The sequence below is a fragment of the Escherichia coli genome (assembly GCF_036503815.1).
Taxonomy (GTDB): domain Bacteria; phylum Pseudomonadota; class Gammaproteobacteria; order Enterobacterales; family Enterobacteriaceae; genus Escherichia; species Escherichia coli_F.
Genome location: NZ_AP027764.1, coordinates 963,908 through 977,285 on the forward strand (window position 1 = coordinate 963,908; position 13,378 = coordinate 977,285).

The window sequence follows — 13,378 nt, forward strand, 5'->3', positions numbered from 1 at the left end:
GACCTGTCGATCGGCCCGAGGGGGTTATTTCACGCGTTCTTGCGCTTCTTTCAGCAGTTGTTCGAGCAGTGCGCCTGGTTTGGAATATTTACGGGAAAGGATCATTGCTGCGATGATGTATGGCTTCCAGCTGGCTTCTTTGTAGGTCGCGATACGGTATTTTTCGAATACGCCTTCAGTGACTTCACCTTCTTTGCAGGATACGCCGCTGATATCTGCTGGCAGGCAGTGCATGTACAGGGCTTCGCCATCACGGGTCAGTTCCATCATCTCTTCAGTGCAATGCCAGTCTTTGTGTTGCGCGTTCTGTGCCAGACACTGTTTTTCCAGTGCTTTTAAGCCTTCGTGATCGTTCGCACGCAGCAGTTCAGTACGCTCTTCCATCACTTTGTAAGGTGCCCATGACTTCGGATAAACGATGTCTGCGTCTTTGAAGGCTTCTTCCATGCTGGTGACCTGACGGAAGCTACCGCCAGAGGCTTTAGCATTATTTTTAGCTACTTCAACTACATCCGGGATCAAATCGTAGCCTTCCGGATGGGCCAGGGTGACATCCATACCGAAGCGGGTCATCAGGCCGATAATGCCTTGCGGTACAGAGAGCGGTTTGCCGTAGCTTGGGGAGTATGCCCAGGTCATGGCGATTTTTTTACCTTTCAGGTTTTCGAGCGAACCAAAGTGTTCACGCAACCATGCCAGGTCAGCCATTGACTGAGTCGGATGGTCGATATCGCATTGCAGGTTCACTAAAGCCGGACGCTGTGGAAGCACGCCCTGCTTGTAGCCGTCATCAAGCGCAGCGCCAACTTCACGCATATAGGCGTTACCTGCGCCCAGATACATATCGTCACGAATACCAATAGCGTCGGCGCAGAAGGAGATCATATTGGCGGTTTCACGTACGGTTTCGCCGTGAGCGATTTGTGATTTGCCTTCGTCGAGATCTTGCTGTGCAAGGCCGAGCAGGTTAAGCGCGGAAGCATAAGAGAAGCGGGTACGGGTGGAGTTGTCGCGGAATACGGAAATACCTAATCCACTATTAAAGACTTTGGTTGAGATGTTTTCAGCACGCAGTGCTTTTAATGCTGCGGCAACGTCCAGTACTTGTTTCAGTTCATCAGGCGTCTGTTCCCACGTTAACAAAAAATCTTTCTCGTGAAGGTGAGAGGTCAGCGAATTGATATCCTTAATCAGCTCATTAACAGTTTTCATCATAAAGTCCCGGTAGTGGAATGACAGGCAAAGTGGTTTATTTCACTGTGACTTGCCAAAGTGATTGGTGTTTTCACAGCTATACCAGGGACTAACAATAAGTGTGCCAGAATTATCCACGCGGCTATAAAAGACTAATTTGACGGGTAATGTGTGGTGTAGATCACAAATTGATGCCAGCTTCCGGTTGTGTGTAAAATACGAAAACGTTTGGCTTTTTTTATTGCGTTGTTTATTTGCTGCTAAGTATCAGAAATAAGATAAAGGGGCAGGCTATCCCTCGTCAGTTTGATAAACTCACCGCTGTAATTCTCATATTGATATAGAAATGTGATATCTCTTCCATAATTTCATTAGAAAGTGATAAAAACCTTATGTTTTTATCAAAGCCAATTTCGCCTGAGTTAATATCATGATGATCTGTGAACCATCAACGTCTTCAATGATCGACTTTTAAGTAAGTCTGGAAGGTAAAGCTATGGAGCTTGCTACTACGCAGTCAGTATTGATGCAAATTCAACCGACAATTCAGCGTTTTGCCAGAATGCTTGCCAGCGTTTTGCAGCTTGAGGTTGAGATCGTTGATGAAAACTTGTGTCGCGTCGCCGGAACGGGCGCGTATGGGAAGTTTCTTGGCCGCCAGTTGAGCGGCAACTCACGCCTGCTCCGCCACGTCCTGGAAACGAAAACTGAAAAAGTTGTGACACAGTCTCGCTTCGATCCCCTTTGCGAAGGTTGCGATAATAAAGATAATTGTCGCGAAAAAGCATTTCTGGGTACGCCTGTCATTTTACAGGATCGTTGTGTTGGGGTGATAAGTTTGATTGCAGTTACCCACGAGCAACAAGAACATATCAGTGATAATTTACGCGAGTTTTCTGATTACGTTCGCCATATATCCACCATTTTTGTTTCGAAACTTCTGGAGGATCAGGGACCAGGAGATAACATCAGTAAAATATTCGCGACCATGATCGATAATATGGATCAGGGCGTATTAGTTGTTGATGACGATAATCTGGTTCAGTTTGTTAATCAGACGGCCTTAAAAACACTCGGTGTTGTGCAAAATAATATTATTGGGAAACCTATCCGTTTCAGACCATTAACATTTGAGAGTAATTTTACCCACGGACATATGCAACATATTGTTTCGTGGGACGATAAAAGTGAATTAATCATTGGTCAATTGCATAACATTCAGGGCAGACAATTATTTTTAATGGCGTTTCACCAATCGCATACCAGTTTTTCTGTAGCAAATGCACCTGATGAACCGCATATTGAACAATTGGTTGGCGAGTGCCGTGTTATGCGGCAATTAAAACGACTCATTAGCCGTATTGCGCCCAGCCCATCCAGCGTTATGGTGGTTGGTGAAAGCGGCACGGGTAAAGAAGTCGTCGCGCGTGCAATCCATAAGTTGAGTGGAAGACGAAATAAACCCTTTATTGCTATCAACTGTGCCGCGATTCCTGAACAACTTCTGGAGAGCGAACTATTCGGTTATGTTAAAGGCGCATTTACTGGCGCTTCAGCCAACGGTAAAACAGGGTTGATTCAGGCGGCGAATACGGGCACGCTGTTTCTCGATGAAATTGGTGATATGCCATTAATGTTGCAGGCTAAATTACTGCGCGCTATTGAGGCGCGTGAAATACTGCCGATTGGTGCCAGTAGCCCAATTCAGGTCGACATCCGTATCATTTCTGCAACTAACCAGAATTTGGCCCAGTTCATCGCCGAAGGTAAATTCCGCGAAGATCTCTTCTATCGACTTAATGTTATCCCGATCACTCTTCCACCGCTGCGTGAACGTCAGGAAGATATTGAACTGCTGGTACATTACTTTTTACATCTGCATACCCGTCGTCTGGGATCGGTTTATCCGGGTATTGCTCCCGATGTCGTCGAGATATTGCGTAAGCATCGTTGGCCCGGAAACCTGCGCGAGTTAAGCAATTTAATGGAATATCTGGTTAACGTTGTTCCTTCAGGTGAAGTTATCGACAGCACGCTATTGCCGCCAAATTTGCTGAATAATGGCACAACGGAGCAAAGTGATGTAACAGAGGTCAGCGAGGCGCACTTGGCACTCGATGATGCGGGCGGCACGGCGCTGGAGGAGATGGAAAAGCAAATGATCCGCGAGGCGCTTTCACGTCATAACAGCAAGAAGCAAGTTGCTGATGAACTGGGTATCGGCATTGCTACGCTCTATCGCAAGATAAAGAAATATGAGTTGTTAAACGCATAACCTCAGTGAATCCGGCCTGAGTTCAGGCCGGATATCCTTTTACTTCGTTTTCTCGCAATCCAGAACTGTATTTACAATCATCTGATACCCCGTGCAGCGACAAAGATTTCCCGCCAGGCCGCGACGAATCTCCGTAATAGTTAATGGCTTCTCGCGTGGTTTCGCCAGCATTGCCGTGGTAGCCATAATCAGGCCAGGCGTACAAAACCCGCACTGCACCGCGCCGGATTTCGCATAAGCTTGCTGGACATGAGAAAGTTTTCCGCCTTTCGCTTCACCTTCCAGCGTGCGGATTTCTTTGCCTTCAGCCCAGGCGGCAAGGTATAAGCAACTGTCTATCGCAGTACCGTCGACCAGCACCGTACAGGCACCACATTCACCCACGCAGCAACCTTGCTTGACGCTTAGCAGCCCTTGTTCGCGGAGTAATTCCGAGAGCGGCGTGCCTGGCGCGGCGTGAAGCTGAAAAGGTATCCCGTTAATGGTGCATTCGATGGTAATTGTTTCGCTGTGATTCATTGCAATTTTCCCCCCGCCGCGGCGACGGCTTCGCTAATCACTTTTTTGGTCATCGTCTGGATGAGATGCAGACGAAACTCTTTGCTGGCTCGCCATGAAGAACGCGGGGCGACATCCTGCAGGACTGATTCGCTGATGGCTTCCAGCGTTTGCAGGTTTAATGGCGCATTTTGTGCAGTTTGTTCGGCATGTTGGCAGCGAATCGGCGTTGGCGCGGCAACGCCAAATGCCAGGCGTAATTCGCTGAAATTGCCGTTATCCAGTCGGCAATGTGCGGCACAGCCAATCGTTGAAATATCCATCGCATCGCGCATGGCATATTTAAAATGGGCGCTGCCTGCGTGTTCTTTCGGCTGGGGCGGAAAATGAAAGGCGACAAGGATTTCGTCATGCTCAAGGGACACTTTGCCCGGTCCGGTGTGGAAGCCATTAATCGGGACGAAACGAACACCGCGCGGGGAGTGGATCTCCAGCTTCGCATCATAAATTAGCGTTGGCGTGGCAGAATCCGCGCTGGTGGCTCCATTGCAAATATTTCCTCCGTAGGTAGCGACGTTACGGATCTGCGGCCCGGCAATGGATGAAGCCGCAGCACATAACGCCGGGAGATGACGTTGAGTTACAGGATCTTCAATGAGCTGGGTAAATGTCGTTGCAGAGCCGATACGTAGCGAACCATCTTCCGCCAGCGTAATTCCCCGCAGCTCCGCCAGATTGTGGATATCAACAATATGGCGATAACGGTCATTGTGATGGTGGAGCTGAATCAGTACGTCAGTGCCACCGGCGAGCAGTTTGGCCTGCGGGTTGTCAGCCAGCAGGTTGATGGCATCGGCAAGGGTTGCTGCGCGATGGTAAGAAGCAAAATCAAACATGATGTTATCCTCAAATCAATCCTGCCAGATGGAACTCTTCATATAACCGTTTTGGCGTCAGCGGCAGTGTATTGATTGCAACACCGGTAGCCATCTTCACCGCGTTACGAATAGCAGCGGCAACAGGAATTATGGGTGGCTCACCCAGTGACTTATGTCCGTATGCGGATTGCGGCTCATTGATTTCGACGAACGCGCTTTCCAGTTGTGGCAGATCCGGCATGGTGGGCATTTTGTAATCCAGCAGATTGGGGTTACGGACCACGCCGCTTTTCGCATCGATGATCATTTCTTCAAATAGCGCCCAGCCAATGCCCATTCCCATTCCGCCGTGTACCTGACCTTCTGCCAGCAACGGATTAAGAATATGGCCCGAATCATGAACGTTGAGGATGCGGTTGATGGTGACTTTGCACAGCGCAATATCGACAGTCAGATCAACAAAGGTACAGCCAAACGCCGGTGGGTTAGTGGTGGTTTTGATGGAGCTTTCGGCAGAGAGCTGCCCGCCGCGTTCAGGGTGGTAGAAAGCGTCCATCGCCAGATCTTTTAACGACATTAACGGCTCTTCCGGTCGTTCAACCAGCACGATATGGCCTTTTATCAGGGTAAGATTCATCGCTGACTGATGTAGCATGACAGCGGCGTGAGCGATGATTTTCTCCTTTAATAACAGTGCCGCACTGCGCAGCGCAGGCGCGGCAACATAGCTCTGGCGTGAGGCAAATGCGCCGGGATCGAACGGCGTAACGTCGGTATCTTGTGTTGAAATAACGCGAACGTCGCTGACCGGAACCCCTACGGTTTCTGCCACCATTTGCGAGAACACGGTGTCGGCACCCTGGCCAATTTCCGTCGCGCCGCTTTGCACATTGATGGTTCCATCCTGATTCATCAGAAGGCGCGCGCCGGCTATTTCTACGCCGACAGGCCAGGTGTTAGAGGTGTAGCTAAAACAGGCGACGCCAACGCCGCGGCGTAAATTGCCTTGCTGGTTCTGGCATTCTGCACGGCGTTTTTCCCATTCAAAGATTTTCCGGCCTTTTTCAAGACACTCCGGTAACCCTGCGCTGTAAATACGTTTGCCCGTGAGCGGATTAGCATCTCCTTCGCGGGCGGCGTTGCGTAAACGAATTTCAATAGGATCAATACCTAACGCTGTCGCGGCGTCATCAAGCATAGACTCAACGGCAAATACGACTTGTGGCGCGCCATAACCACGCATCGCACCAGCCGAGGGGAGGTTGGTATAGCAGGTCTTTGAACTGTAAGCGTAGGCACAACGAGGATAAAGGTAAGCGACTTTATTCCCCCCCGCAGAAGCGATGGAGTGCCCGTGAGATGCATAAGCGCCTGTGTTAGACAGAACATCCAGACTATAGCCTTTCAACGTTCCGTCTCGGTTTACGCCCATTTGCCCGTCAATAGTAAAAGCGTGGCGGGTACGGGTTGCGAGGAAACACTCTTCACGGCTAAGGGAAACTTTCACCGGAACGCCGCCGAGCTTGCTGGTCAGAAAAGCCGCCATGGGCTCTTCCAGCACATCCTGTTTATTACCAAAACCGCCACCGACAAACGGTTTGATGACTCGTACGCATGACCAGGGAATACCCAGCGCCTGACCAACCACGCGGCGAACAATGTGCGGGATCTGGGTGCTGGAAACGATGGTAATTCGTGAATCATCTTCCATCCATGCCAGTGAGGTCACGCTTTCCATATGACAATGTTGAATGACCGGCGTCTGATAGTGCCCCTGGACCTGGTGATCGGCGGCATCAATTGTTTGTTGGACATTGCCCGTCGACATCGTGCTTTGTTTAAGTAAATTACCGCCGTTATGGATTGGTGCTGCATCTTCTGCCAACGCCGCTTCTGGTGTGGTGATAACAGGTAATTCTTGCCACTCAATGCTGACCGATTGCGCCGCTTTTTCTGCAGTAAGTTCATCGCGGGCAACGACGATGGCAACTGCGTCACCATGATGACGAACATGGCGAGTTAGCAGTGCGCGATCGGCGGTATCGCGCTTGTTTTCGTCAAGTGTCCAGGCATGCCCAGCTGTAGCGAATGGGATATCAGGTACATCTTCCCAGGTAAAAATTGCCAGTACGCCTGGTAAACTTCTGGCTTGTTCATCATTAATACTTACGGCATAACCATGTGCGATAGGGCTACGTACATATTTCGCGTAACACATGCCCGCCATAACATAATCGTCAGTATATCGTGCCCGCCCAGTGACCTTAGCAATGGCATCGACGCGCATGCATGATTCACCCGTAGCGGTTGCTTCCCGCGCTTCCATAGAAATCCCCTCGATTTGAACATTTGGTTCTTATGGCAAAGATTTAGTCTAAGCAGGCAAGATTTACGCCAGAAACGACGATAAACGTTAGGGGAGGAAGGAAGTGTGATGACGTTAAAAAAATACAGATACGATACGAAACAGGACTTTGAATAAGGACAGTGATACGTATCAATATGAGTGGCGATAAAATCAATGTGATAAATTAGGATTATTACGCATCAGGATGGGAAATAGGGTAAATGAGTCAGGAAATTCGATACATCTACAGCGGATATTTTGCTGATGATACTTCCCTTTGCCAGATGAAATTAACCTCTTTCTCTATTACCGCGTTTTTCCAGAAGCAAGAGATTGGGTATCAAGAGGCTGGCTGCTATGATATGGCGTCTTGTTTTTTAAGCGAGGAAAGATTTTGAGTGCGGGACGCCTGAATAAAAAATCTCTGGGTATCGTGATGTTGTTATCGGTTGGACTGCTTTTGGCGGGCTGTTCGGGTAGCAAATCATCCGATACAGGAACGTATTCCGGCTCCGTTTACACCGTGAAACGGGGGGATACGCTATATCGTATTTCGCGCACCACGGGAACCAGCGTAAAAGAGCTGGCGCGACTGAACGGCATTTCACCCCCTTACACCATTGAAGTTGGTCAGAAACTAAAACTGGGTGGGGCGAAAAGTAGCAGTACACGTAAAGCAACCGCCAAATCAACGACCAAAACCGCATCGGTTACACCGTCATCAGCGGTACCGAAATCTTCCTGGCCGCCAGTAGGGCAACGTTGTTGGTTATGGCCAACGACAGGGAAAGTTATCATGGCGTATTCGACAGCTGATGGCGGCAATAAAGGGATTGATATCTCTGCTCCACGGGGTACACCTATTTACGCCGCGGGTGCAGGAAAGGTGGTGTATGTGGGCAACCAGCTGCGTGGCTACGGTAATCTCATCATGATTAAACACAGTGAAGATTACATTACGGCTTACGCCCATAATGACACGATGCTGGTAAATAATGGGCAAAGCGTGAAGGCTGGGCAAAAAATCGCCACTATGGGGAGCACTGATGCGGCATCTGTTCGCTTGCATTTCCAGATTCGTTACCGTGCTACGGCAATTGATCCGCTGCGTTACTTGCCGCCTCAGGGCAGCAAGCCAAAATGCTGATGGCGAATTAATCAGCAGTCAGCAGCGCGGCACTTGCTAAGAAGAGCGTAAGGTTTATAATGCCTTACGCATCTCGAAGCGGGCGTAGTTCAATGGTAGAACGAGAGCTTCCCAAGCTCTATACGAGGGTTCGATTCCCTTCGCCCGCTCCAATTTATCTTCACCTCATCAACCTGCCATTTTTGTTGTATCTGATTTTCTATATTATCTTAATTCAATCGCTTCAGACTTTTCGCAATCGCCGTAATACTTCCCCATTTTTTTGTAAATAAAAGCGTTTACGCAATGCAATCCATTTGTAACAACCCAGGTAAAATACCTTATTTTCAAGTTGTTAAATAAGTGGTTATCTACGCTTTTAACAAACGATTGATGGAATCTTTTATGAAAGGGAAATCTGCATTAACTCTTCTGCTCGCTGGTATATTTTCGTGCGGCACATGCCAGGCGACAGGGGCAGAAGTGACGAGTGAATCTGTATTTAACATTCTTAATTCCACGGGGGAAGCAACAGATAAAAGTTATTTATCGTTAAATCCAGATAAGTATCCTAATTATCGTCTTCTGATTCACTCAGCCAAATTACAAAATGAAATAAAGAGCCACTATACCAAAGACGAAATTCAAGGATTGCTAACATTAACAGAAAACACACGAAAGTTAACGTTGACGGAGAAACCCTGGGGAACGTTTATTCTTGCTTCTACTTTCGAAGATGACAAAACAGCGGCAGAAACCCACTATGATGCTGTCTGGCTGAGGGATAGTTTATGGGGCTATATGGCATTAGTATCAGATCAGGGAAATAGTGTAGCCGCAAAAAAGGTTCTGCTCACTCTGTGGGATTATATGTCTACGCCCGACCAGATTAAGCGGATGCAGGACGTCATTAGCAACCCAAAACGACTGGATGGTATTCCTGGGCAAATGAATGCTGTGCATATCCGATTTGACAGCAACTCCCCCGTGATGGCAGATGTGCAGGAAGAAGGCAAGCCGCAGCTGTGGAACCATAAACAAAATGATGCGTTAGGTCTTTATCTTGATCTCCTTATACAAGCAATCAATACTGGTACTATTAACGCTGAAGATTGGCAAAAAGGTGACCGATTAAAATCGGTTGCGCTGCTGATTGCTTATCTGGATAAAGCCAATTTCTATGTTATGGAAGATTCCGGAGCGTGGGAGGAAGATGCCCGATTAAACACATCTTCCGTTGCACTGGTGACCTCTGGACTGGAACGTTTGTCAAACCTACTCTCGAAGAAAGACTCTGTTTTTATCTCTGATTTACTACGCGAAGCTAAAGCCAATGAACTGGATGAACCACTTTCAACAACGAGGTTGAACCACCTCATAGATAAAGGTTATGAAAGAATAACGCTACAGCTTGATTTAGGGGGAGAGTCTCCTGGTTATCTGGAAAAAGATAAACATTACAGAGAAGCTGATGCGGCCTTACTTAATGTTATTTATCCTGCAAATCTTTCAAAGATAAATACCAGAAGAAAAGAGCAAGTTTTAAAAATAGTTAAAAAACTAGCAGGTCCGTATGGTATAAAAAGATACGAGAAGGATAATTATCAGTCGGCAAATTTTTGGTTCAATGATATTAAAACTGATACTGATGAAAATTCACATGCGAAAAGAGAAAAGAGCTTCATTCCATCAACAGAAGCAGAATGGTTTTTTGACTCATGGTATGCAAAATCAGCAGCAATTGTTTATAAAGAATCAAGAAAAGAAGAATATTTGAATGACTCAGTGCAATTTATGAATAGATCATTGGCCCAAATAACAGGCGAGAATATGATTGGTGCAAATGGCAGGAGCGTACCTGAAATGGCACTTCCCGAAAGCTATAACTATATCCACAAGTCGGGAACTTTGCATGAAGCGCCAAGCCCTATCATTCCGCTAAATTGGTCGAAAGCTTCAATGACTCTTATGTTGAAAGAAATGTCCAACCTTATCAATGATGAGGGAAATAAATAGTTTTCATAATGAGGCGGTCCTGGATTAAAAGGACCGCTCAAAGAGAAATCGAAAGGGGAGGTAAAAGTGATCAATAAATTACTGTTAGCTTACCTGATAGGTCTGGTTGTGACATCGACCTTAATATTTATCTTCTCGGAAGAAAAAGTAACATATCGGTTGTTTGCTGCAGTAATTACAGGGTTGACCTGGCCGCTTAGCCTCATTCCATCCATCATAAGTATCATAATTCGTAAATCCGACTAACAAGAAAATTATATGAACGATTAAGAAAAATAGAATCGAAAAAGAGAATAAAATATATGCGGGGAGTAACAAAACACTCGCAGTGCGTTAATGTGTAACTAACAAATATGATTTTTATTGAAAATAGTCACCAAACAAGTGTTATAAGAAATACGGGGTATGTTTAAGTAAAACATATCAACAGTTGCAATTCTGTATATGGACAGGATGACTTACTACTGTAAGTGGCTGATAGCTATTCGCTCATAACAAAATCATTATTTTATAAATAGGAATCATCACTTTTTAATCATGTTTTTATTGCAAGTTTATGGAGAATGAGAATATGGAATAAGGAGATGAAACATGATTGAAGAAGGGCTGTTACTTCCAATGAATGTTTTGCTTCAAGGACAGAAGTTAACCCTACTGGACCCTGAAATGTGGTTCTTACGGGGAAATGAAAACAAGGATGTAACCCTTGTTATTACGATTGGTAATAACCATCAAAAATTAATGGTAGTGGAAGACATATTACTGCTCATTGACCGAAGCCAAATTGAGGTAACTGCAGGGAAAGTAATTTATCATCCACTTCGCATTGATATCCTGAGTAAATTATTAGCTTTTATAGATGAATCAACGGGGAGTGTGGAAAGGGAACACCATGACTTGTTTGCTGATGCCTTGCCCTTTGCATCAGAAGTTGTGCTATTCAGTAAAGTTGCAAGTGAAGCCTGGTTTTTAGCCACTTATCTGAGCAGCGATAATATTAATGAAATTCTGTTTCAGCATCTAAGAAAAACAGAATGCTATAAACTGGTTCGCTATTTATTATCGCAATCGCTCATACAGACTTCACTCTATGATCTTGGTGAGCTTTACGGCGTATCGTATTCACATTTTCGCCGTTTATGTAGTTATGCATTGGGTGGTAAAGTTAAAACGGAATTATGTGGCTGGAGAGTTGCCAGAGCCGTGTTGGAAATCATTGAAGGAAACAGTGATATGACAACTATTGCGCATAAATATGGCTACTCATCCTCATCACACTTTTCAGCCGAAGTAAAAAGCCGGTTAGGAAAAACACCGAGAGAACTATGTAAAAAGTTATGAAAATAAAATTACGTATTACTATTATATTAATTTCAGCCTTATGCATTTTTAATGGATTATTGACTCCTGGTGCATATGCCGCAGCAGCGAATGGATACGTAGCAAATAAAGAAAATCTACGTAGTTTTTTTGAAACGGTTTCATCATATGCGGGTAAGCCTACAATAGTAAGTAAGCTTGCCATGAAGAAACAGATCAGCGGAAATTTTGATTTAACCGAACCCTATGCCTTGATTGACCGCCTGTCGGCGCAGATGGGACTTATTTGGTACGATGATGGCAAAGCTATTTATATCTATGACTCATCAGAGATGCGTAATGCGCTGATTAATCTGAGAAAGGTATCGACGAATGAGCTTAATAATTTTTTAAAAAAATCGGGTCTGTATAACTCTCGTTATGAAATTAAAGGGGGCGGCAATGGTACTTTCTATGTATCTGGGCCACCGGTTTATGTTGACCTGGTCGTTAATGCTGCAAAATTAATGGAGCAAAACAGTGATGGCATTGAGATCGGACGCAATAAAGTAGGTATTATTCACCTGGTCAACACATTCGTTAATGACCGGACTTATGAATTACGTGGCGAAAAGATAGTTATTCCTGGCATGGCAAAAGTACTATCGACGTTGTTAAATAATAACATTAAGCAAAGCACTGGGGTTAACGTACTTTCTGAAATTTCAAGTCGTCAACAACTAAAAAACGTATCACGTATGCCTCCTTTTCCTGGTGCTGAAGAAGATGATGACCTACAAGTAGAGAAAATAATATCGACAGCTGGAGCGCCAGAGACTGACGATATACAAATTATTGCATATCCTGATACCAACAGTTTACTTGTTAAAGGAACAGTATCTCAGGTTGATTTTATCGAGAAGTTAGTAGCTACGCTCGATATTCCAAAGCGACATATTGAATTATCTTTATGGATAATAGATATTGATAAGACTGATCTAGAACAGTTAGGAGCTGACTGGTCGGGCACGATAAAAATTGGATCCAGCCTAAGTGCATCATTTAATAATTCAGGTTCAATTAGTACCCTGGATGGGACACAGTTTATTGCAACAATACAGGCACTTGCGCAAAAAAGAAGAGCCGCCGTTGTTGCTCGTCCTGTCGTTTTAACACAGGAGAATATTCCTGCTATATTTGATAATAACCGTACTTTCTATACTAAATTAGTCGGCGAGCGTACTGCGGAGTTGGATGAAGTAACCTATGGTACGATGATTAGCGTGCTACCACGATTTGCTTCGCGAAATCAAATTGAATTACTCTTGAATATTGAAGATGGCAATGAAATCAATTCCGACAAGACCAATGTTGATGATCTGCCTCAGGTTGGTAGAACGCTTATAAGTACTATTGCGCGCGTGCCTCAAGGGAAAAGTCTTTTGATTGGTGGATATACACGAGATACGAATACCTATGAAAGTCGCAAGATCCCAATATTAGGCAGTATTCCATTTATTGGTAAATTATTTGGATATGAAGGAACAAATGCGAATAACATCGTTCGTGTCTTTCTTATTGAGCCAAGAGAGATCGATGAGCGCATGATGAATAATGCGAATGAGGCTGCGGTTGACGCCAGAGCAATAACACAGCAAATGGCAAAAAATAAAGAAATCAACGATGAATTACTGCAGAAATGGATAAAAACTTACTTGAATCGTGAAGTCGTCGGAGGATAGTGA

The 13,378-nt window shown here is 45.4% G+C and carries 10 protein-coding genes and 1 tRNA gene; 7 read left to right on the forward strand and 4 right to left on the reverse strand.

Features of this window, described 5'->3' with window-relative positions:
• Positions 1-24: 24 nt before the first annotated feature.
• Positions 25-1,212 carry a knotted carbamoyltransferase YgeW gene (ygeW, locus tag AABJ99_RS04635; protein WP_001360948.1) on the reverse strand — a complete coding sequence of 396 codons (1,188 nt, stop codon included), beginning with the start codon at positions 1,210-1,212 and terminating at the stop codon, positions 25-27.
• Positions 1,213-1,690: 478 nt separating this feature from the next.
• On the opposite strand from ygeW, the gene ygeV reads away from it, so the two are divergent.
• Positions 1,691-3,469, forward strand: a complete 1,779-nt coding sequence (ygeV, locus tag AABJ99_RS04640) for a sigma-54-dependent Fis family transcriptional regulator (RefSeq protein ID WP_338387506.1) — start codon at positions 1,691-1,693, stop codon at positions 3,467-3,469.
• A 39-nt stretch (positions 3,470-3,508) separates the two neighbouring features.
• Here ygeV and xdhC read toward each other — a convergent pair whose 3' ends face one another.
• The 3 genes from xdhC to xdhA are packed head-to-tail and all read right to left on the reverse strand — an operon-like array spanning position 3,509 to position 7,171.
• Positions 3,509-3,988, reverse strand: coding sequence for a xanthine dehydrogenase iron sulfur-binding subunit XdhC (gene xdhC / locus AABJ99_RS04645; protein WP_001016587.1), 480 nt, complete (start codon positions 3,986-3,988; stop codon positions 3,509-3,511).
• Positions 3,985-4,863 carry a xanthine dehydrogenase FAD-binding subunit XdhB gene (gene xdhB, locus AABJ99_RS04650; protein WP_000459188.1) on the reverse strand — a complete coding sequence of 293 codons (879 nt, stop codon included), beginning with the start codon at positions 4,861-4,863 and terminating at the stop codon, positions 3,985-3,987. The genes xdhC and xdhB overlap by 4 nt, the downstream gene beginning before the upstream one ends.
• Before the next feature lie 10 nt (positions 4,864-4,873).
• Positions 4,874-7,171 (reverse strand): xanthine dehydrogenase molybdenum-binding subunit XdhA, encoded by a 2,298-nt coding sequence (xdhA, locus tag AABJ99_RS04655; protein ID WP_039020568.1) that lies wholly within the window; start codon positions 7,169-7,171, stop codon positions 4,874-4,876.
• A 415-nt stretch (positions 7,172-7,586) separates the two neighbouring features.
• Between xdhA and actS the strand changes: the two genes are divergently transcribed.
• The 6 genes from actS to sctC all read left to right on the forward strand — a co-directional run bounded on the left by actS (position 7,587) and on the right by sctC (position 13,375).
• Positions 7,587-8,339 (forward strand): amidase activator ActS, encoded by a 753-nt coding sequence (gene actS, locus AABJ99_RS04660; RefSeq protein ID WP_039020566.1) that lies wholly within the window; start codon positions 7,587-7,589, stop codon positions 8,337-8,339.
• 78 nt (positions 8,340-8,417) lie between these two features.
• Positions 8,418-8,491, forward strand: a tRNA-Gly gene (locus tag AABJ99_RS04665).
• Between the two features lie 232 nt (positions 8,492-8,723).
• Positions 8,724-10,334, forward strand: a complete 1,611-nt coding sequence (locus AABJ99_RS04670) for a glycoside hydrolase family 15 protein (RefSeq protein ID WP_338387507.1) — start codon at positions 8,724-8,726, stop codon at positions 10,332-10,334.
• A gap of 66 nt (positions 10,335-10,400) precedes the next feature.
• Complete coding sequence (locus tag AABJ99_RS04675; RefSeq protein WP_001352966.1) at positions 10,401-10,580, forward strand: GhoT/OrtT family toxin; 180 nt, start codon at positions 10,401-10,403, stop codon at positions 10,578-10,580.
• Positions 10,581-10,925: 345 nt separating this feature from the next.
• On the forward strand, positions 10,926-11,675 hold the full coding sequence (locus AABJ99_RS04680; protein WP_000568778.1) for a helix-turn-helix domain-containing protein: 750 nt from the start codon (positions 10,926-10,928) through the stop codon (positions 11,673-11,675).
• The gene (gene sctC, locus AABJ99_RS04685) at positions 11,672-13,375 is read left to right on the forward strand and encodes a type III secretion system outer membrane ring subunit SctC (protein ID WP_338387508.1); all 1,704 of its coding nucleotides are present in this window, start codon (positions 11,672-11,674) and stop codon (positions 13,373-13,375) included. The genes AABJ99_RS04680 and sctC overlap by 4 nt, the downstream gene beginning before the upstream one ends.
• Positions 13,376-13,378 lie beyond the last annotated feature (3 nt).